The sequence below is a fragment of the Pseudomonas agronomica genome (genome assembly GCF_025917275.1).
In the GTDB taxonomy this organism is placed as follows: domain Bacteria; phylum Pseudomonadota; class Gammaproteobacteria; order Pseudomonadales; family Pseudomonadaceae; genus Aquipseudomonas; species Aquipseudomonas agronomica.
On sequence record NZ_JAOSHO010000051.1, the window covers coordinates 1 to 19,374 of the forward strand.

Here is a 19,374-nt window from a genome sequence, read left to right on the forward strand (position 1 = left end):
GCGGGAGCAAGCTCCCTCGCCACAGGGGTCTGCACCCGCCTCGGTGTTATTCGAACAACGCATCCAACGCCTGTTCCAGGCGTGTCACGGCAACGATCTGCAACCCCGCCGGCGCTTCCTTCGGCGCGTTGCCCTTGGGCACGATGGCGCGCTTGAAGCCGTGCTTGGCCGCCTCCTTGAGCCGCTCCTGCCCACTGGGCACCGGCCGCACTTCGCCCGAAAGCCCCACTTCGCCAAACACCAACAGATCATGGGGCAGCGGTCGATTGCGCAGGCTGGACATGACAGCCGCCATCAATGCCAGGTCGGACGCGGTCTCCAGTACCTTGACCCCGCCCACCACGTTGAGGAATACGTCCTGGTCATGCGTAGGAATCCCGCCGTGCCGGTGCAGGACAGCCAACAGCATGGCCAGCCGGTTCTGATCCAGCCCCAAGGTGACCCGACGCGGGTTCGCCAGGTGGCTGTCATCCACCAACGCCTGTACTTCCACCAGCATCGGCCGGGTGCCTTCCCAGGTGGCCATGACCACGCTGCCCGGCACTTCCTCCTGGGCTCGCGTCAGAAAGATCGCCGAAGGGTTGGAGACTTCCTTCAGGCCCCGGTCAGTCATGCCGAATACGCCCAACTCGTTGACGGCGCCAAAACGGTTCTTCACCGCCCTCAGCAAACGCAGGCGCCCATCGGATTCGCCTTCGAAATACAACACCGTGTCCACCATGTGTTCCAGCACGCGCGGCCCCGCCAGCGCGCCTTCCTTGGTGACGTGGCCTACCAGGAAGATCGCCGTGCCGCTCTGCTTGGCGTAGCGCACCAGCAACGCCGCGCTCTCGCGTACCTGGGACACGCCGCCCGGGGCCGATTGCAGTTGTTCGGTGAAAATGGTCTGGATCGAGTCGATCACCATGACCTTGGGTTTTTCCAGGCGCGCCGTGGCGATGATGGTTTCGATGCAAGTCTCGGTCATCACCCGCAACTGATCCTGAGGCAAGCCCAAACGTCGAGCGCGCATGGCGACTTGCTGCTGGGATTCTTCGCCAGTGACATACAGCGCCGGCATACGCGTGGCGAGATTGCACAAGGTCTGCAACAGGATGGTCGACTTGCCGATGCCCGGATCGCCGCCAATCAACACCACCGAACCGTCCACCAGGCCGCCACCCAGCACACGGTCCAGCTCGCCGGAGGCGGTGGAGAAGCGCGGAATTTCCTCGACGCTGACTTCGGCCAGGGTCTTGATCTGCGCTTGCTGGCCGGCCCACCCGGTGCGGCCGGTGGGCGCCGCCGCGCCGCCACTTTCCACCATGGTTTCGGTCAAGGTGTTCCAGGCCCCACACTCGCTGCACTGGCCAGCCCATTTGGGAAAGGTCGAGCCGCACTCGGTGCAGCCGTACATGCGCTTTGCCTTGGCCATCTGAACTCCGGGTAAAAACCGCGATGATAGCCCAGGCAGCGGTCAGCGCGGGGCCGGCATTCTGATTTCACCCTTTGCCAGGTCAGCTGCGGCGTTGCCCAGCGGATCCCTGGCCTCCAGGTCGGCGCCCTTGGCCTTCAGGGCGTCGAGCAACTCATCGCGCTTGAACAGGCCGGCATACATCGCCGCGGTCTGCCCGGCGCCATTGCGTTGATCCGGACTGCAATCAGTGGATAACAGACGCCGCGCAATCTGCACTTCACCCTTGAAAATGGCGCCCATCAACGCCGTGTTGCCACGTTTGTCCTGGGCGCAGGCATCCGCCCCGGCGGCCAGCAGCCGATCCACCGCCGGCCCGTGGCCGTGATAAGCCGCCAGGATCAGCGCGGTGTAGCCCTTTTCGTCGCGAGTATCGAGCGAGTAGCCGGCCTCTATGAACGTATTGAGCATCGGCACATCGCCCCGGCGGGCGGCGTCGAAATAATAATCTTGCAACTGTTCCCGCACCCCGGCCGGGTCGGCGGGCGGAACCTGATCGGCCAGCACAGCCCATGATCCAGTGGCGAATATCAATAAAAGGAATTTACGCATCGTGGCCTCCCATACGATTCCAGACAGGGGGAGTCGACCAGCTCGTCTCCCCCTGGTGGATCAGTCGTTCAGCTTCTCGGCCAACGCCTTGACCCGCGCCAGATCGCCCTTGGCGACACGGGCCACGCCGGTCCCGTATTCAGGGTCAGCCTTGTAGAGGAACGACAGGATGATGTGCTTGCTCTCATCGTCGGTGGTCGCTAACGACCCGCCGAAACTTTCGATCAGGTCATCACGTTCTTTCTTGCTGAACGAACGGTACAGATCACCGGCCTGCTTGAAATTCTGCTCACGCTGGATTTTCGCCTGCTGGGTACTGCCGGTCAGCTCGGTCTGGCTATACCGCGCGGCGGGCTGCTCTTCACGCGGCATCAGTCGGCTCGGCTGATAATTCACGCCGGTACTGCTGCTGCCAGAATTCATCGCGCCATCCTGGTTGCCGTTGTTGACGGCGACCTTGGGCGCATTGATAGGCAACTGCAGGGCGTTCGGCCCGACCCGGTACATTTGCGTATCGGCATAAGAGAACACCCGGCCCTGCAACAGGCGATCTTCCGAAGGTTCAATGCCCGGCACCAGGTTGGCGGGCGCCATCGCCACTTGTTCGGTTTCCTGGAATACATTGGCCGGGTTGCGATTCAAGACCATTTGTCCAACTTTTCGCTCAGGCACATCCGGCCAGATCTTGGTCGCGTCCAGTGGGTCGAAGTCGAACTTGGACAAGTCCTGCGGCTTGAGTACCTGGACGTACAAGTCCCACTTTGGAAAGTCGCCCTTGTTGATATGACTGACCAAGTCGTTGGTCATGTGGCTGTAATCCTGCCCCTGTACTTTCACGACTTCCTTCGGGTCGAGATTTTTCAGACCCTGCAAACTTTTCCAATGAAATTTCACATAATTGATCTCGCCCTTGGCGTTGATCAGTTTGTAAGCATGCACGCCATTACCGTCCATTTCACGATAACTGGCTGGCGTGCCGGAGTTGGAGTACAGCTCAGTCAGCGTGCGAGTCGCTTCCGGAACATGGGAGAAGAAATCGAAACGACGGGAATCGTCGTCCAGGTTAGTTCGCGGATCAGGCTTGAAGGCGTGCACCATGTCGGGAAACTTGATGGCGTCGCGAATGAAGAATGTCGGGAAGTTATTACCCACCAGATCCCAGTTGCCATCGGCGGTATAGAACTTGGTGGCAAAGCCTCGGGGGTCGCGCAACGTTTCCGGCGAATGATTGCCGTGCACCACGGCGGAAAAGCGCACGAACATCGGCGTGACCTGCCCAGCGGAGAAGACCTTCGCCTTGGTCAAGTCGCTCAGGTCATTGGAGACGGTAAATTCGCCATGGGCCCCGGTACCACGGGCATGCACGACACGCTCGGGGATGCGCTCACGGTCAAAACGCTGGAGCTTCTGGATCAGTTGCACATCCTGCAGCAAGGTCGGGCCATTGGGGCCTGCGGTTTGCGAGTTCTGGTTGTCGCCTACCGCCGCGCCATTGTCGCGGGTCAAGGTGGCTGCATTGACGGACAAGGAAAACAGGCTGGCGGTCAGCACAACAAGGGAGCGACGACCGGACATGGCGCCGAGGCCTGGGGAAGTGTTCATTAGCGTTTCCTCTGATTTTATAGAGCGCATCCATGTGCGCCTTTCAGAGGCTAGTGCCCGAAAATCCAAAACCTAAATAGAAATGCCGTACCGCGTTGATAGAAAAAACGATGTAGGGCATCGGACAAAAACCGCGTATCACGCGCGATTGGTGGCACTTTGTAAACTTTTCCCGGACTGCCGAGTCGATAAACAGGCCAGCATTGTAAGCAGGCATGTCGAGCGGTCGACGTTTGGCTGGCTTACACTGCGGGTACTACTCATCTGTCACAAGGAACAACTCATGGGCGTGTTAAGCGAGTTCAAGGCCTTCGCGGTCAAAGGCAATGTCGTCGACATGGCCGTCGGAATCATTATTGGTGCCGCTTTTGGCAAGATCGTTTCGTCATTCGTCGGTGACGTGGTCATGCCTCCGATCGGCCTTCTGATCGGCGGGGTGGACTTCAGCGACCTGGCCATTACGCTCAAGGCCGCCCAAGGCGATACGCCGGCCGTCGTGCTGGCCTACGGCAAGTTCATCCAAAGCATGATCGACTTCATCATCGTCGCGTTCGCGATCTTCATGGGCGTCAAGGCCATCAATCGCCTCAAGCGCGAAGAGGCCGTCGCCCCGAGCGCGCCGCCCGTGCCCACCAAGGAAGAACAACTGCTGAGCGAGATCCGTGACTTGCTCAAGGCGCAGAACGAGCGACCTTAAATTATCGCCCAGGCAAAGTGGCGTCCATGGACGCCATTTTTCCTACCAGTAGTTTTCCACCGCTACCTGCCCGGGCCGGCGGGTCAGGCTCAATTGCAGACCCTTGGCCTTGAGCAACTTGCGCGTGTCGTCAATCATCTGGGGATTACCACAGAGCATGACGCGCGAATGCTCCGGCGTCAGCGCAACACCGGCGGCCCGTTCCAACTCGCCATTCTCGATCAACGCAGTGATTCGCCCATTGAGGGCGCCGGGGCACTCTTCGCGCGTCACCGTCGCAATGAACCGGAATTTATGAACATATTCCGCCAGGTAGTCACGCTGGGTCAGGCCTTCGATCAGCGCTTGATACGCCAGCTCCCGCCCTTCGCGAACGCTGTAGACCAAGATGATTCGCTCGAATTTCTCCCAGACCTCGAAGTCCTGGAGAATCGAGAGAAATGGCGCAACGCCGGTTCCCGTAGACAATAACCACAAATCCCGCCCATCCACGAAACGATCCAGTGTGAGGTAGCCGAAGGCCTGGCGATCCACCAGCAGGGAATCGCCAGGCCTGAGGCGGCTGAGCTCACTGGTGAATTCTCCGTCCGGCACGACAATGGAAAAAAACTCAAGGAACTCGTCAAAGGGCGAAGACACCATGGAATAGGCGCGCCATACGGTCGTACCGTCCGCCTTGACGACCCCGAGCCGGGCAAACTGACCGGCCCGGAAACGAAAGCCGCGATCGCGGGTTGTACGTAATGTAAACAGATTAGGCGTCAAGGGTTGCACGTCGATCAGCGTCTGGCGGGTGAACTTTTCTGCGCTGTCAGTCATGGGCGGCTCCACTAGGACTAAGCCTGCAGTGTCCCGCAAAATAAGCAGGTAAACCACCGGAGAAGAACAATAGCATTGAGCCACTAACCCAAGCCCTGCCGCGAAAATCTTCCAGCAAAGTTATACAGAAATATAACTATGTATCGAAAAAAGCGAAATAGCAGCGTGTTATTCAATAGCAGCCAGCGCAACTAACAAGAAAAAAATCTAACTGAAGGGTACGAAAAGTCCTACACTCATTTTCGCATCACCGATTGGATCCACCTCGCTGTATGTCACACCCGGGAGAATGCGATGGACGAATGGAAAGATTTGCAACTAAGAAAACTATCGTGTGAACAGGATTTGCAAAAAGCCTATCGGCTGGTTATGAATTTCTTTAATAATCAGGGTTTTAAATACTGTGCCTTCGCCGCCTATTCAGGACTCCCTGGTCGATACGCCAGCAAAATAAACCTCAACAATTATCCTTATGGATGGGACAAACTCTATGAGCAAAATGGTTACGCTGCTAACGATCCGATAGTAGCGCATTGCAATCAATCCTCACTGCCTATTCTGTGGAACGAACTTGTTTTCTCCGAAGCCCCCAAGTTGTGGGAGGACTTGGGTCGACAGGGTCTCAGGCATGGCTGGACCCAAGCTGTCCATGACGAAAGAAGTCCTTATTACAGTTTGTTCAGCCTCGCCAGGACTCATTGCTGTATTGACGTAGAAGAGCATTATGGGAACCTCGGCTACGCCATTTTTGCGAGCCAGAAGCTGCATGCGCTGGCGAGCAAAAAGTTGGCCAGCGTGCCTTCACCAAAGACGTGTCACCTCTCACCTCGCGAAATTGAAGTGTTGAGATGGTCCGCTGAAGGAAAGACCGCGTCGGAGGTCGGCAGGATTCTTTGCCTTTCCGAACGCACCGTAAATTTCCATGTTAATAACTGCATGCGTAAATTGAACGTGACCAACAAAATCTCGGCGGTGGCCAAGGCAGCTCAAATCCACGCGATCTGACTAAACAGACCTGCAAAAACTCACAGGTAAAGCCCTAAAAAAAGCCGTACCATTCTCGGTTCCACTTGAATGATGACGCGCCAAGCTCGCGACGCAGTTCGTTCAAGCGGTCCCGCTGACGCACCTACCCCCGGGGCAGCGGGACATCCGTTGATTTTCCAGAGTCCCAGCCATGCCTTTGCTCGACAGCCCCTTCGCCCAACTCGACTTGATCCGCCAGCCCGAACAGCAGAACGAACCGCTGCAGGCTTTCGATACCGCTGACGAATACCTGCTCGCGTTTCTTGCCGAACAACAACCGGACGCGGCCACCCGGGTATTAATACTGAATGATGGCTTCGGCGCCCTGGCCGCCAGCCTTGTCGGCAAAGTCCAAGTCGTCAGCAGCGGGGACTCGTTCCTGGCTCTCCAGGCGCTGGGGAAAAACCTGGTTCGCAACGGCCTGCCCTTCGATGCGGTACCGACCGTGCCCGCCAGTGAACACGTGACCGGCCCATTCGACCGAGTGCTGGTGAAGATACCCAAGACCCTGGCCCTGCTGGAGGAACAACTGATCCGGCTGCAAGGCCAACTGGCGCCAGGTGCGCAAGTCATAGCCGCTGCAATGGTCAAGCATTTGCCCCGGGCCGCCGGTGAACTGCTGGAACGCTACATCGGCCCGGTGCAGGCCTCGCTGGCGGTCAAGAAGGCTCGGCTGTTGATTGCCACGCCACAAGCCAAGCCACCGGCCATCTCCCCTTATCCCACGCGTTATGGCTTGGACGAGCCGAAAATCGAGTTGCTCAACCACGCCAACGTGTTCTGTCGCGAAGGGCTGGACATCGGCACCCGTGCCTTTCTGCCGCACCTGCCAAAAAACCTGGGCTCAGCGCGCGTCGCGGACCTGGGGTGCGGCAATGGCGTGCTGGCCATCGCCAGTGCCCTGGCCAACCCGGACGCTCGCTACACCCTGGTGGACGAGTCCTACATGGCCGTGCAATCGGCCGCCGAAAACTGGCGAGCCGCCCTGGGCGAGCGCGAAGTAATCGTGAGGGCGGGCGATGGCTTGGCCGGGCAAGAAGCGCAGTCCCTGGAAGTGGTGCTGTGCAACCCGCCCTTCCACCAGCAGCAAGTGGTGGGCGACTTCCTCGCCTGGCGCATGTTCCAGCAAGCCCGCGAAGCGCTGGTGGTCGGCGGCGCCCTGTACATCGTCGGCAACCGGCACCTGGGCTACCACAGCAAGCTGGCGCGCCTGTATCGGGGCGTCGAGCAAGTGGCCGCCACGCCAAAGTTCGTGATTCTCAAGGCGCGCAAATAGCCCCGGGTCAGTGAGTCGTCAGCCCCGCTGCGTTCATGAACATCCGCATCAGGCTGGCGACCACGAACAACGCCAGCACACTGCCGGTCCAGATGACCAGTAGCCAACCGAGCCGCTGCCATAACGGCTTCCGCTCAGCGGCCTCGATATCCTTCAAGTCAGGCTTGGCCATGCTTGGCTCCTCGCAGCTCGATCAATGGTAGCCGTCATCGTGGGTCACCTTGCCGCGGAACACGTAATAGCTCCAGAAGGTGTACACCAGGATCAACGGAATGATGAATAACGTGCCGACCAGCATGAAGCCCTGGCTTTGTGGGGGTGACGCGGCGTCCCAGATCGAAATGGACGGCGGCACGATGTTCGGCCAAAGGCTGATGCCCAGCCCGCTGTAGCCGAGGAAAATCAGCACCAGCGTCAGGATGAACGGTGTGTAGTTGGCGTTGCGGGCCACGGCGCGGAACAACCCGTACATGGTCACGAGCACCAGGATCGGCACCGGCAGGAACCAGAACAGATTCGGCAAGGTGAACCAGCGCGCTGCGATATCGGCGTGGGCCAGCGGCGTCCAGATGCTGACGATGCCGATCACCGCCAGCACCACGAAGGCCAACGGCCTCGCCAGGTCGTGCATTTGCTCTTGCAGTTTGCCTTCGGTCTTCATGATCAGCCAGGTACAGCCGAGCAAGGCGTAGGCGGCAATCAGCGCCAAGCCGCAGAACATCGTAAAGGGTGTGAACCAGGCCAGGGACCCGCCTGCATACTGGCGGTTGACCACTTCGAAACCGTCGATGAACGCTCCCAGCGCAACGCCTTGGAAGAACGTTGCCGTCAGCGAACCACCGATGAAGGCCTTGTCCCACAGGTGGCGCTTTTCAGCCTTGGCCTTGAAGCGGAACTCGAACGCCACGCCCCGGAAGATCAGGCCGATGAGCATCAGGATCAGCGGCAAGTACAACGCCGAGAGCACCACCGAATAGGCCAGCGGGAACGCCCCGAACAACCCGGCGCCGCCCAGCACCAGCCAGGTTTCGTTACCGTCCCAGACCGGTGCGACGGTGTTCATCATCACATCGCGGTCGCGCTCGCCCTTGACGAAGGGGAAGAGAATGCCGATGCCCAGGTCGAAGCCGTCCATGATCACGTACATCATGATGCCGAAGATGATGACCACGGCCCAGATCAGCGGAAGATCAATACCCATGACTCAATTCCCCTTGTGCGAGCTGTCGTTGTGGTCCACTTCGTCGTCGCCTTCGTTGGCCGCCGACAGTGGACGGGCCGGGGTGCGTTTCTGGCCGGGGCCACCGTCGGTCGGCTCGGCTTCGTGGGCCACCGGGCCCTTGCGCACCAGGCGCATCATGTAGCTCAAGCCCGCGCCGAACAGCGCGAAATACACCACCACGAACATGACCAGGGTGAAGCTCATCTGCGCAAAACTGTGGCCGGACGACGCATCGGCGGTGCGCATCAGGCCGTAGACCACCCACGGTTGACGCCCGATCTCCGTGGTGAACCAGCCGGCGAGAATAGCGATCAGCCCGGACGGCCCCATCCACAGCACCAAGTGCAGGAAGGGTCTGGACTGATAGAGCCGATGACCGCGACGCAGCCACAAACTGCACAGGCCGGTGAAGATCATCAGGAAACCCAGGCCCACCATGACCCGGAACGACCAGAACACAATGGTCGAATTCGGCCGATCCTCAGGTGGAAACTCCTTGAGCGCCGGCACTTGATCGGTCAAGGAGTGCGTCAGGATCAAGCTGCCCAGGTACGGGATCTCCACGGCGTATTTGGTTTTTTCAGCCTTCATGTCGGGCCAGCCGAACAGGATCAGCGGCGTGGGCTCGTCACCGACGTTCTCCCAGTGGCCTTCGATCGCGGCAATTTTCGCCGGTTGATGCTTGAGGGTGTTGAGGCCATGGAAGTCGCCGATGACCGCTTGTACCGGCGCCACCAGCAAGGCCATCCACATGGCCATCGACAACATGCGGCGCACGGCTGGATTGTCGCGGCCGCGAAGCAGGTGCCAGGCCGCCGACGAGCCGACAAAAAACGCCGTGGCTACAAAGGCCGCGACCGACATGTGCATCAGCCGGAACGGGAACGAAGGGTTGAACACCACCGCCAGCCAGTCCACCGGAATGACCCGGCCATCAACGATTTCGTAGCCCTGCGGGGTTTGCATCCAGCTATTGGAGGACAGGATCCAGAACGTCGAAATCAGCGTGCCGATCGCCACCATGACGGTGGAAAAGAAGTGCAAGCCACGGCCGACGCGATTCCAGCCGAACAGCATCACACCGAGGAAACCCGCTTCGAGGAAGAATGCCGTGAGCACTTCGTAAGTCAGCAGCGGCCCGGTTACAGCACCGGCGAAGTCCGAGAAGCGACTCCAGTTGGTACCGAACTGGTACGCCATGACCAGCCCGGACACCACGCCCATGCCGAAGTTGACGGCAAAGATTTTCGACCAGAAGTGATACAGGTCGCGGTAGGTATCGTCCCGCGTCTTGAGCCACAGGCCTTCGAGCACCGCCAGGTAACTCGCCAGGCCGATGGTGATGGCCGGGAACAGGATGTGGAACGAGATCGTGAACGCAAACTGGATTCGGGCGAGATCGAGCGCCTCCAAACCGAACATAAGTCTTCCTCTGTCAGGTAAAACCGGCTGCGGGCGGGGCTTGCATCACAGCCCCCAGGGATATGGAGTGCGATGCTTTTCAAATCGTTCTTTTTTAAACCGTCACAACGCAGGACTCTGGCCGGATGGCCGCCAGCACAACGCCTCGAAAGGGAATTGACCTGGGTCAAGCAATGCTCAAAGAGTAGTCGCATATCGCCCGATGGACGGCGTGGTCTTTTGTCGCGTGGCAGGTTGTCTCAGTGCCAAAACCCAGCCCCAAATCCAGATTTCCCGAACCTGCAGGGACCCCTCGCCACAAATGTTCCCTCAAGCCAATATCGATGTTTGGCTAACTATTTTTCCAACCACCGCAACTTCCAGTTACAGCTCGGTGATAATCTCGTGGCCTTCATCACCGGACCCCGTCACAGATGCCCAGCCAAGCGCCGTTGCTGCTCCGCCACCATCGTCCCTTCATTGCCTTCTGGCTGGCCCGGATCTTCACCGCCAGCGGTTTCCAGATGCTCACCGTGGCCATCGGCTGGAACCTTTATCAACTGACCGGCAACGTCTTGGACCTGGGCCTCGTCGGCCTGGTGGAATTTGCCCCGCGGGTGCTGTTCATGCTTCATACCGGGCACGTGGCGGATCGATACGATCGACGCAAGGTCGCGGCAATTTGCCAGTCATTGCAGGCGATGATCGCCCTGGCCCTGGCGATTGGCAGCGCCACCGACAACGTCTCGCGCGAGATGATCTTCATCCTCGCGTTCCTGCTCGGCGCGGCCCGATCCTTCGAAATGCCGACCACCCAGGCGCTGCTGCCGAGCATCGTGCCTGCGGCGTTGTTTCCCCGGGCCGTGGCCGCCGCGCAATCGGCCCAGCAATCGGCGACCATCGTCGCCCCGGCCCTGGGCGGTTTGCTCTATGCCTTTGGCAGTGTCTGGGTCTACGGCCCGACCGTGCTGCTCTACATCATCGCCTGTTGCCTGATGCTCAACCTGCCTGCCAGGCAGACGCCGCTGAACAAAGGCAAGGCGACCCTCGATTCGCTGTTGGCCGGCATTCGCTTCATTCGCAGCCGTCCGGACATCCTTGGGGCGATCTCCCTGGACCTGTTCGCCGTGCTGCTGGGTGGCGCCACCGCGTTGCTGCCGGTGTTCGCCAAGGACATCCTGCTCACCGGGCCCTGGGGCCTGGGCCTGTTGCGTTCGGCGCCAGCGGTCGGTGCCCTGCTGATGTCGCTGTGGCTGGCGCGCTTCGCGGTGGAGCGCAAGGTCGGCCGGGTGATGTTCACTGCGGTGGGGGTGTTCGGCGTCGCTACCATCGCGTTCGGCCTCTCCACTTCGTTCTGGTTTTCCCTCGCGGTGCTGGTGGTGCTGGGTGCGGCCGACATGATCAGCATGGTGATCCGCGCCTCCTTCGTACAGCTGGAAACGCCGGACGAGATGCGCGGACGGGTCAGCGCAGTGAATGGCTTGTTCATCGGCGCGTCTAACCAGTTGGGCGAATTCGAATCCGGCCTCACCGCCCATTGGTTCGGCACCGTGCCGGCGGTGGTCATGGGCGGCGTCGGCACGCTGTTGGTGACTGGAGCCTGGATCAAATTGTTCCCGACCCTGGCCCACCGCGACCGGATGCACGAACCGGTGGACAACGCCAAAGCCTAGAGCAACTTGTCCAGGGTTATCGGGAAGTCCCGCACCCGCTTGCCCGTGGCGTGGTAGATCGCATTCGCCACCGCTGCGGCCACGCCGACAATGCCAATCTCGCCGACACCCTTGGAACCGAGGGCGTTGACGATCTCGTCATGTTCCTCGACAAAAATCACGTCTATGTCGCCGATATCGGCGTTAACCGGCACGTGGTATTCGGCCAGGTTGTGGTTCATGTGGCGGCCCAGGGCGTGGTCCGTCAGGGTTTCTTCATGCAACGCCATGCCGACACCCCACACCACGCCACCGAGGATCTGGCTACGGGCGGTTTTCGGATTGATTACCCGTCCGGCGGCAATCGCGCTCACGACTCGATTGACCTTCACCGTGCCGAGGTCCTCGTCCACCAGCACCTCGACGAATACAGCCGAGTGCGTCGCGGTGGCGTAGGCTTGGCGTTTCGCGTCCGGCCCGCTGGAAACCTCTGCCTGCAACGGCAATTCACCGCTTTTCTTCGCCAGCTCCGACAGCGCGACACGGGCCGCGCCCATGCGCAGCTCACCGTCGGCAAACGTGACCTGTTCAAGGGTCGCGGCGCTGAACTCAGGGCAGGACTGCCGGGCCACAGCGAGCAGTTTTTCCCTGAGCGCTTCACAGGCCTGCTGCACCGCCGTGCCCACGGACGAGACAGTAAACGAACCGCCCTGCAGTGGAGCCGTCGGAAGCGACGAGTCACCCAGAATAAAGGTGACATTCTCAAGGGAAACGCCTGACGCCTCGGCGGCGATTTGAGTCATGACGGTGTAGGTGCCGGTGCCGATATCGGTGGTTGCGCTGCTGACGGTCAATTTGCCATCGGCGTCCAGCGATGCCCGGGCGCTGGCCCTCTGCTGCATGGCTTCCCACACGCCGCCGGCCATGCCCCAGCCCACAAGTTGCCGGTCCTTGCGCATGCTGCGCGGTTCCGGGTTGCGCTTGTCCCAGCCGAAACGCTTAGCACCTTCGGCGTAACAGGCCCGCAGTTCCTTGCTGGAATACGGCTTGCCCTCGTTTTCGTTGCGTTCGGCATAGTTGATCAAGCGTAACTGCACCGGGTCGATCGCCAGGGCACAAGCCAATTCGTCCATGGCGCACTCAAGGCCGATCAAACCAAGGGCCGCGCCCGGCGCCCGCATGTCCAGCGGCGTGTAGACGTCCAGCGGCGCCAGTTTGTAGGTCAACGTCACGTTGTCGCAGTGATAGAGCATGCCGCTCCACTCCACGACGTGTTCGGTGAAGTCTTCGAAACGCGAGGTCTGGCCGATGGCGGTGTGCGCCACGGCAAGCAACCTGCCGTTGGCGGCGGCGCCCAGTTGCAGGCGCTGAAAGGTCCGTGGCCGATAGCCAAAGGTAAACATCTGCTGGCGCGTCAGGCTCACGCGTACGGAGCGTTTCAGCGCCAGTGCGGCCATCACCGCCAGCGGCAATTGGTATTGCGGCCGCAGTCCGGAACCGAAGGCGCCGCCTACGAACGCGGCAAACACACGCACGTGTTCCTTTTCCAGGCCGAACACTTTTTGCACATATTGCTGGCAGTTCTGCGCGCCTTGGGTCTTGTCATGGATATGCAGGCTGCCGTCAGGTTGATACAGCACGGTGGAGGCGTGAGGCTCCATCGGGTTGTGATGCTCAATCGGGGTGCTGTAGGACACATCCACGCTCAACGCCGAACTGGCGTACTCGCCCTGAAAATTCCCACGGGGCTTGGGCAATTCGGCCGGCGCCGGATGGGCTTCGTTTTGCTGGATGGTCAGATCGGTCTGATGCGCCTCGGCTTCGTACTCGATGTCCACGAGCGAGCCGGCATAACGGGCCAGTTCCAGGTTCTCGGCCACCACCAGGGCCAGCGGCTGGCCGCTGTAGAGAATCCGCTCGTTGAACAGCGGCCGGAACGGTGAGCCCTCCGCCGCGTCGGCGTCCTGGTAGGGTTCATCGTAACTGGCGATTCTCGGGCGATTGGTGTGGTCGATCACCGCGACGACGCCCGGCAGCGCCAAGGCCCGGGAGGCATCGATGCGCACGACGCGGCCGCGGGCAATTGCGCTCGACACCACGCTGCCGTGCAACAAACCATTCTCGGGGTACTCACCGGCATAACGGGCACGACCGGTCACCTTGAGCAGGCCGTCGACGCGGTCCAGCGGTTGCCCTATGGTTTTGCTCTGTGCGTTCATCGGGCGGTCCCTCCGACCAGTGCCGCTTCACTCAGGGCGCGGACGATTGCCCGTCGCGCCAGTTTGACCTTGAAGCCGTTGTGCGCCAGCGGTTCAGCGTCCTGCAACAGTGCATCCGCAGCCGCCGTGAAGGTTTCACGGCTGACGGCCTGGCCCACCAGCCAGCTTTCCACCGCCCGGTCGCGCCAAGGCTTGTGCGCCACGCCGCCCAAGACCAGGCGGGCCTGGCGAATCACCGGCCCGTCCAGTTCCAGCGCGGCCGCCACCGAAACCAGCGCAAAGGCATAGGACGCCCGGTCACGGATCTTCAAGTAATGGCTGTGTTCGGCGAAACCGGCGGGCGGCAGCTCGATGTAGGTGATCAGCTCGTCATCGGCCAGTTGATTGTCCCGATCCGGAGCGTCGCCGGGCAGGCGATGGAAGTCGGCGAACTCGATGGTCCGTGGACCACCGCGCCCCAGCACATGGACCACGGCATCAAGGGCCGCCAGGGCCACGCACATGTCGGAAGGATGCGTCGCGACGCACTGCTCACTGGCTCCCAGGATCGCGTGAATACGATTCAAGCCGCTTCGGGCCGGGCAGCCACTGCCGGGGCTGCGTTTGTTGCAGGGCACACTGGCGTCGTAAAAATAGTAACAACGGGTGCGCTGCAACAGGTTGCCACCCGTGCTGGCCATGTTGCGCAACTGCGGCGAGGCACCGGCGAGGATGGCCTGGGAAAGCAACGGATAACGGCGCTCGATCCAAGGATGCCAGGCCAGGTCGGCATTGCTCACCAGCGCGCCAATCATCACCCCGCCCGAGGGCGTTTCGCTGAGGTCGGCCAAGGGCAGACCGGTGATATCGATCAGATGCTCGGGGCGGGTGAGGTTTTCCTTCATCAGGTCCAGCAGATTGGTGCCGCCAGCGATGAAGCGCGAATTGGCACTCGACAGTTCCACGGCCGCCTGCAGCGTATCGGGCTTGCTGTAGCGAAAGGGATTCATGACTCACCTCCCGTCTGCTGGCAGAGCGGCAGGGCGTCTTCAATGGCATCGCGAATGTTGTTATAGGCACCGCACCGGCAGAGATTGCCGCTCATCAGCTCGCTGATTTCAGCCGAGCCCTGCGCCCTGCCCTCGTTGGCCAAGCCCACCGCCGAACAGATCTGCCCTGGCGTGCAGTAACCACACTGGAAGGCGTCATGCTTGATGAATGCACGTTGCATGGGATGCAATTCATCGCCATCCGCCAAGCCCTCGACAGTGGTCAGCTCGGCGCCATCGCACATCACCGCCAGGGTCAGGCAGGCGTTGATCCGCTTGCCGTCGCGCAGCACCGTGCAGGCACCGCACTGGCCGTGATCGCAGCCCTTCTTGCTGCCCACCAGGTCCAACTGCTCGCGCAGCAGGTCCAGCAGCGTGGTCCAGGGCAGCACCTGCAACTCGCGCACCGAGCCATTGAGGGTCAGACGTATGGGATGAGGGACGAAGGACGCCGGCGTCGCTTCGGACAAAGTCGCGCTCATGGAACACCTCACGGTTAGTCGTACACGCGGCGTTTTGGGAAACCACCGTCATAAGGGGTACGACTTCGGGGGGTGGTGAGCGTTCAAGGCGATTGAATGACGAAACACCGGCCTCTGCTGCGCGACCGAGCGGGAGCAAGCTTCCTCGCCACAAGAGCGCGCAGGCTTTTGAAGTGTCAGGCCAACAGTTCAGCCGCCACCACGCTCCTCACCCCTTTGCCGGCAAGTGCTTCCACCAGCGCAAGAGCAAACACCAGGGCGGCGGCGGAACCCTGGGCGGTGATGCAATTGCCATCCACCACCACCGGTTGATCGACGAAGCTGCACCCGGACAGCTGCTGGCTCACCGCAGGCAGGCAAGTCATGCGGCGCTGGCGCAGGACGCCGAATGCCTGGAGCACCAACGCCGGGGCTTCGGCGATGGCGGCAAACAAGCGCCCGGCGGCGGCCTGGTCCTTGACCAATTGCTGCAATGGCTGATGGGCGGCCAGGTGCTGCGCGCCGATGATGCCGCCGGGCAGGACGATCAAGTCGAAATCCTGCACCAGCACGTCCACCAGCATGCCGTCGGCGGTCAGGCGCGTGCCGCGTGCGCAGGTCAGCATGCGACGACCCTCGATACTCGCCACCACCACTTCAAGCTGCGCGCGACGCAACACGTCGATCAGCGTCACCGCCTGCAAGTCATCGACGCCTTCGGCCACGGCGATCAGGGCTCGGGGGATCTTGGTTCCAGGAATCATGGGCGCTCTCCGCTGGGTGATGCTTGTAGTGTAGGAGCTGCCGGAGGCTGCGATCTTTCCCCGCTGCTTGAACCTCAAGCACCTATCAAAAGATCGCAGCCTCCGGCAGCTCCTACGTGGGCGGGTGGGCTACTTGATATATAGCTGTGTCGTCATCCGGTTGCCCGGCGCGTTGATCGAGACATTGCTGAAACTGAAGGTTCCTTCCTGCTTGCCCTTCAGGTCGAAGATGTACACGTAGCCAACCGTCCTGGTTGTCTTCGAGCAATCATTGAGGTTGCCATTGCTGTACGCACACACGGGCGAGCGGGTGCCGTCGACTTCGAAGCCGTCCAACGTGACGTTCGGCTGGTGGCCGTAACCGACTTCCAGCACGTAGACCTTGATGTTCGGACCGCCGTGGTCGCAACGGGTCTGCGCCTGCCCTGGGGTGATGTCCTCGAAACCGCACGCCGGCGATTCGACCTTGAGCACCTTGACCTCGCTCAGCGGCGGCGCCGATGCCGCGTGGGCGACCTGCACGGGCAGCCAGAGGCTCAATGCGCAGACCGAGGCTAATTTTTTCATGCAAACCATACTGACCTCCCGGAACCGCGCGCAGTATGGCCCAACTTTTGCGACTGCACACTTTTGCAACTGCACACTTCGCGACTGAACACCTTTGCGACTCAAGACAGAGGATCGCAGCCACATCGCCGCGCTGTTATGATGCGCGGCTTTTTCCGACCCACAGAAAATCCCGGCCGCCATGGGTGTGCTGTGCTTTGCTGTTGAGGTCGATACATTCACGGCGCCGGGCGCGCCACGGGGAGCAGACATGCTGGAAAGGCTGTTTCAACTCAAGGCACACAACACCAACGTGCGGACCGAGATTCTGGCGGGCGTCACGACCTTCCTGGCCATGGCCTACATTCTGTTCGTGAACCCGAGCATTCTCGGTGAAACCGGCATGGACAAGGGCGCGGTATTCGTCGCCACTTGCCTGGCGGCGGCCATCGGCTCGACCGTGATGGGGCTGATTGCCAACTACCCGATCGCCCTCGCGCCGGGCATGGGCCTGAATGCCTTCTTTACCTACACCGTGGTCCTGCACATGGGCCACACGTGGCAAGTGGCGCTGGGTGCGGTGTTCGTCTCCGCCGTGCTGTTCTTCCTGCTATCGATCTTCCGCATCCGCGAATGGATCATCAACAGCATCCCGCTGCCGCTGCGCTCGGCCATTGCCGCCGGTATCGGCCTGTTCCTGGCGCTGATCGCCCTGAGCAATGCCGGCATCGTGGTGAAAAACCCGGCGACCATGGTCGGCCTCGGCGACCTGAAACAACCGGCACCGATCCTCGCGACCCTCGGCTTTGTCCTGATCGTTGCGCTTGAAGCCCTGAAAGTACGCGGTGCGGTGCTGATCGGCATCCTCGCGGTCACCCTCGTCTCGATCCTGATGGGCTTCACCCCGTTCAACGGCGTCATTTCCGCACCGCCATCCCTGGCCCCGACCTTCCTGCAACTGGACATCATGGGCGCCTTGGACATCGGTCTCGTGAACGTAATCTTCGCCTTCCTGTTCGTCGATCTGTTCGACAACTCCGGCACCCTGATCGGCGTCGCCAAGCGCGCCGGGTTGATGGGCAAGGACGGGCACATGCCGAAGATGGGCCGCGCGCTGATCGCCGACAGCACCGCCGCCATGGCCGGTTCGCTGCTGGGCACTTCGACGACCACCAGCTACATCGAGTCGGCGGCGGGCGTCAGTGCCGGCGGCCGCACTGGCCTGACGGCCATCGTGGTGGCGATCCTGTTCCTGCTGGCGTTGTTCTTCTCGCCGCTGGCCGCCAGCGTCCCGGCCTTCGCCACCGCGCCAGCGCTGCTGTTCGTAGCGGTGTTGATGACGTCGGGCCTGGCGGAAATCGACTGGGACGACATCACCGTCGCCGCCCCAGTCGTGATCACTGCCCTGGCGATGCCCTTCACCTACTCCATCGCCAACGGCATTGCCTTCGGCTTCATCGCCTGGACCGCCATCAAGCTGGTCTCCGGTCGTGGCCGTGAGCTGAACCCGGCGCTGGTGATCCTGTCGATTCTGTTCGTTATCAAGTTGGGTTGGTTCAACGCATGACTTTTGATTCCCACACCTACGCCGCCCAGTTGCAGGGCAAGGTCACGCGCTTGCGTGACCTCCTGGCCCCTTTTGAGGCGCCGGAGCCTGCCGTATTCGACTCGCCCCTGGGCAACTTCCGCCTGCGGGCCGAATTTCGTCTGTGGCGCGAGGCTGGCGAACGGCATTACGCCATGTTCTCCCAGGACGACAAGCGCACGCCGATCCTGATCGAGGAGTTTCCCATCGCCAGCCTGCGCATCAATCAGTTGATGCCGCAGCTCAAGGCCGCCTGGCAGGCCAGCGCGCCCTTGAGCCACAAGCTGTTCCAGGTGGAATTCCTCACCACCCTGGCCGGCGACGCGATGATCACCCTGTGCTATCACCGCCCGCTGGATGAACACTGGCATGCCGCGGCGTCGAAACTGGCGACCGACCTGGGCGTCAGCATCATTGGCCGCTCCAAGGGCAAGCGCGAAGTGATCGGCCACGATTACGTGGTGGAGAAACTTGAGGTGGGCGGTCGCACCTTCAGCTATCGCCAACCCGAAGGCGCCTTCACCCAGCCCAACGGCACGGTCAACCAGAAGATGCTCAACTGGGCTTATGAAGCCCTGGGCGATCGTGCTGACGACTTGCTGGAGTTGTACTGCGGCAACGGCAACTTCACCCTGCCGCTGGCAACCCGCGTGCGCAAAGTCCTCGCCACCGAAATCAGCAAGACCTCGGTCAACGCCGCGCTGAGCAACCTCAGCGAGAACGCTGTGGATAACGTCACGCTGGTGCGCCTGTCCGCCGAAGAGCTGACCGAAGCGTTGAACGAGGTCCGGCCGTTCCGTCGTTTGCAGGGCATCGATCTGAAAAGCTACGAGTTCGGCAGCGTCTTCGTCGACCCGCCTCGCGCCGGCATGGACCCGGACACCTGCGAACTGACCCGACGCTTCGACAACATCCTGTACATCTCCTGCAACCCGGAAACCCTCGCCGCGAACATCGCGCAACTGAACGACACCCACCGCATCACGCGTTGCGCGTTGTTCGATCAATTCCCTTGGACCCATCACATGGAATCCGGGGTGTTGTTGACGCGGCGCTGACCTACGCAAACCT

The 19,374-nt window shown here is 61.1% G+C and carries 18 protein-coding genes; 6 read left to right on the forward strand and 12 right to left on the reverse strand.

The annotated features are described in order from the left end of the window. Window positions 1-46: 46 nt before the first annotated feature. Genes radA through katB form a run of 3 tightly spaced genes read right to left on the reverse strand, consistent with a single transcriptional unit; the run spans window position 47 to window position 3,580 of the window. The gene (gene radA / locus OC610_RS06655; RefSeq protein ID WP_264427103.1) at window positions 47-1,414 is read right to left on the reverse strand and encodes a DNA repair protein RadA; all 1,368 of its coding nucleotides are present in this window, start codon (window positions 1,412-1,414) and stop codon (window positions 47-49) included. Window positions 1,415-1,456: 42 nt separating this feature from the next. Next, on the reverse strand, window positions 1,457-2,005 hold the full coding sequence (locus OC610_RS06660; protein WP_264427104.1) for an ankyrin repeat domain-containing protein: 549 nt from the start codon (window positions 2,003-2,005) through the stop codon (window positions 1,457-1,459). A 60-nt stretch (window positions 2,006-2,065) separates the two neighbouring features. Continuing rightward, window positions 2,066-3,580 (reverse strand): catalase KatB, encoded by a 1,515-nt coding sequence (gene katB / locus OC610_RS06665; protein WP_408636552.1) that lies wholly within the window; start codon window positions 3,578-3,580, stop codon window positions 2,066-2,068. 310 nt (window positions 3,581-3,890) lie between these two features. On the opposite strand from katB, the gene mscL reads away from it, so the two are divergent. Then, window positions 3,891-4,304, forward strand: a complete 414-nt coding sequence (mscL, locus tag OC610_RS06670) for a large-conductance mechanosensitive channel protein MscL (RefSeq protein ID WP_264427106.1) — start codon at window positions 3,891-3,893, stop codon at window positions 4,302-4,304. A 42-nt stretch (window positions 4,305-4,346) separates the two neighbouring features. Here mscL and OC610_RS06675 read toward each other — a convergent pair whose 3' ends face one another. Then, window positions 4,347-5,123 (reverse strand): ferredoxin--NADP reductase, encoded by a 777-nt coding sequence (locus OC610_RS06675; protein ID WP_264427107.1) that lies wholly within the window; start codon window positions 5,121-5,123, stop codon window positions 4,347-4,349. Between the two features lie 294 nt (window positions 5,124-5,417). On the opposite strand from OC610_RS06675, the gene OC610_RS06680 reads away from it, so the two are divergent. Further along, window positions 5,418-6,128: an autoinducer binding domain-containing protein gene (locus tag OC610_RS06680; RefSeq protein WP_264427108.1), complete on the forward strand. Its 711-nt coding sequence runs from the start codon at window positions 5,418-5,420 to the stop codon at window positions 6,126-6,128. A gap of 172 nt (window positions 6,129-6,300) precedes the next feature. Continuing rightward, window positions 6,301-7,425 (forward strand): methyltransferase, encoded by a 1,125-nt coding sequence (locus OC610_RS06685; RefSeq protein WP_264427109.1) that lies wholly within the window; start codon window positions 6,301-6,303, stop codon window positions 7,423-7,425. A 7-nt stretch (window positions 7,426-7,432) separates the two neighbouring features. Here OC610_RS06685 and OC610_RS06690 read toward each other — a convergent pair whose 3' ends face one another. The 3 genes from OC610_RS06690 to OC610_RS06700 are packed head-to-tail and all read right to left on the reverse strand — an operon-like array spanning window position 7,433 to window position 10,069. Continuing rightward, window positions 7,433-7,597, reverse strand: coding sequence for a DUF2474 domain-containing protein (locus tag OC610_RS06690; RefSeq protein ID WP_264427110.1), 165 nt, complete (start codon window positions 7,595-7,597; stop codon window positions 7,433-7,435). Between the two features lie 21 nt (window positions 7,598-7,618). Continuing rightward, entirely contained in the window at window positions 7,619-8,626 is a 1,008-nt protein-coding gene (gene cydB / locus OC610_RS06695; RefSeq protein ID WP_264427111.1) for a cytochrome d ubiquinol oxidase subunit II, read from the reverse strand. 3 nt (window positions 8,627-8,629) lie between these two features. Next, a complete protein-coding gene (locus OC610_RS06700; RefSeq protein ID WP_030140313.1) occupies window positions 8,630-10,069 on the reverse strand; it encodes a cytochrome ubiquinol oxidase subunit I in 1,440 nt (479 codons plus the stop codon). Between the two features lie 413 nt (window positions 10,070-10,482). Between OC610_RS06700 and OC610_RS06705 the strand changes: the two genes are divergently transcribed. Continuing rightward, window positions 10,483-11,721 carry an MFS transporter gene (locus OC610_RS06705; RefSeq protein WP_264427112.1) on the forward strand — a complete coding sequence of 413 codons (1,239 nt, stop codon included), beginning with the start codon at window positions 10,483-10,485 and terminating at the stop codon, window positions 11,719-11,721. Here the strand turns inward: OC610_RS06705 and OC610_RS06710 are convergent. The 5 genes from OC610_RS06710 to OC610_RS06730 form a co-directional block, all read right to left on the reverse strand. Further along, the gene (locus OC610_RS06710; protein ID WP_264427113.1) at window positions 11,718-13,919 is read right to left on the reverse strand and encodes a xanthine dehydrogenase family protein molybdopterin-binding subunit; all 2,202 of its coding nucleotides are present in this window, start codon (window positions 13,917-13,919) and stop codon (window positions 11,718-11,720) included. The two genes, OC610_RS06705 and OC610_RS06710, sit on opposite strands and share 4 nt — an antisense overlap. After that, complete coding sequence (locus OC610_RS06715; protein ID WP_264427115.1) at window positions 13,916-14,908, reverse strand: FAD binding domain-containing protein; 993 nt, start codon at window positions 14,906-14,908, stop codon at window positions 13,916-13,918. The genes OC610_RS06710 and OC610_RS06715 overlap by 4 nt, the downstream gene beginning before the upstream one ends. Beyond that, window positions 14,905-15,429, reverse strand: coding sequence for a (2Fe-2S)-binding protein (locus OC610_RS06720; RefSeq protein ID WP_264427116.1), 525 nt, complete (start codon window positions 15,427-15,429; stop codon window positions 14,905-14,907). Before OC610_RS06720 ends, OC610_RS06715 begins: the two co-directional genes overlap by 4 nt. Window positions 15,430-15,605: 176 nt before the next feature. Beyond that, window positions 15,606-16,172, reverse strand: coding sequence for a DJ-1 family glyoxalase III (locus tag OC610_RS06725; RefSeq protein ID WP_030140318.1), 567 nt, complete (start codon window positions 16,170-16,172; stop codon window positions 15,606-15,608). Window positions 16,173-16,301: 129 nt separating this feature from the next. Continuing rightward, window positions 16,302-16,748, reverse strand: coding sequence for a YolA family protein (locus OC610_RS06730; protein ID WP_264427117.1), 447 nt, complete (start codon window positions 16,746-16,748; stop codon window positions 16,302-16,304). 241 nt (window positions 16,749-16,989) lie between these two features. Here OC610_RS06730 and OC610_RS06735 point away from each other — a divergent pair, with 241 nt between their 5' ends. Both OC610_RS06735 and trmA read left to right on the forward strand, forming a co-directional pair. Further along, a complete protein-coding gene (locus tag OC610_RS06735) occupies window positions 16,990-18,285 on the forward strand; it encodes an NCS2 family permease (RefSeq protein WP_264427118.1) in 1,296 nt (431 codons plus the stop codon). Beyond that, entirely contained in the window at window positions 18,282-19,361 is a 1,080-nt protein-coding gene (trmA, locus tag OC610_RS06740; protein ID WP_264427119.1) for a tRNA (uridine(54)-C5)-methyltransferase TrmA, read from the forward strand. The genes OC610_RS06735 and trmA overlap by 4 nt, the downstream gene beginning before the upstream one ends. Window positions 19,362-19,374 lie beyond the last annotated feature (13 nt).

What these genes read in the sequence shown, in the direction of transcription:
- radA (WP_264427103.1), bottom strand. Translation starts at nt 1,414, where the DNA reads ATGGCCAAGGCAAAGCGCATGTACGGCTGCACCGAGTGCGGCTCGACC.
- OC610_RS06660 (WP_264427104.1), bottom strand. Translation starts at nt 2,005, where the DNA reads ATGCGTAAATTCCTTTTATTGATATTCGCCACTGGATCATGGGCTGTG.
- katB (WP_408636552.1), bottom strand. Translation starts at nt 3,580, where the DNA reads ATGTCCGGTCGTCGCTCCCTTGTTGTGCTGACCGCCAGCCTGTTTTCC.
- mscL (WP_264427106.1), top strand. Translation starts at nt 3,891, where the DNA reads ATGGGCGTGTTAAGCGAGTTCAAGGCCTTCGCGGTCAAAGGCAATGTC.
- OC610_RS06675 (WP_264427107.1), bottom strand. Translation starts at nt 5,123, where the DNA reads ATGACTGACAGCGCAGAAAAGTTCACCCGCCAGACGCTGATCGACGTG.
- OC610_RS06680 (WP_264427108.1), top strand. Translation starts at nt 5,418, where the DNA reads ATGGACGAATGGAAAGATTTGCAACTAAGAAAACTATCGTGTGAACAG.
- OC610_RS06685 (WP_264427109.1), top strand. Translation starts at nt 6,301, where the DNA reads ATGCCTTTGCTCGACAGCCCCTTCGCCCAACTCGACTTGATCCGCCAG.
- OC610_RS06690 (WP_264427110.1), bottom strand. Translation starts at nt 7,597, where the DNA reads ATGGCCAAGCCTGACTTGAAGGATATCGAGGCCGCTGAGCGGAAGCCG.
- cydB (WP_264427111.1), bottom strand. Translation starts at nt 8,626, where the DNA reads ATGGGTATTGATCTTCCGCTGATCTGGGCCGTGGTCATCATCTTCGGC.
- OC610_RS06700 (WP_030140313.1), bottom strand. Translation starts at nt 10,069, where the DNA reads ATGTTCGGTTTGGAGGCGCTCGATCTCGCCCGAATCCAGTTTGCGTTC.
- OC610_RS06705 (WP_264427112.1), top strand. Translation starts at nt 10,483, where the DNA reads ATGCCCAGCCAAGCGCCGTTGCTGCTCCGCCACCATCGTCCCTTCATT.
- OC610_RS06710 (WP_264427113.1), bottom strand. Translation starts at nt 13,919, where the DNA reads ATGAACGCACAGAGCAAAACCATAGGGCAACCGCTGGACCGCGTCGAC.
- OC610_RS06715 (WP_264427115.1), bottom strand. Translation starts at nt 14,908, where the DNA reads ATGAATCCCTTTCGCTACAGCAAGCCCGATACGCTGCAGGCGGCCGTG.
- OC610_RS06720 (WP_264427116.1), bottom strand. Translation starts at nt 15,429, where the DNA reads ATGAGCGCGACTTTGTCCGAAGCGACGCCGGCGTCCTTCGTCCCTCAT.
- OC610_RS06725 (WP_030140318.1), bottom strand. Translation starts at nt 16,172, where the DNA reads ATGATTCCTGGAACCAAGATCCCCCGAGCCCTGATCGCCGTGGCCGAA.
- OC610_RS06730 (WP_264427117.1), bottom strand. Translation starts at nt 16,748, where the DNA reads ATGGTTTGCATGAAAAAATTAGCCTCGGTCTGCGCATTGAGCCTCTGG.
- OC610_RS06735 (WP_264427118.1), top strand. Translation starts at nt 16,990, where the DNA reads ATGCTGGAAAGGCTGTTTCAACTCAAGGCACACAACACCAACGTGCGG.
- trmA (WP_264427119.1), top strand. Translation starts at nt 18,282, where the DNA reads ATGACTTTTGATTCCCACACCTACGCCGCCCAGTTGCAGGGCAAGGTC.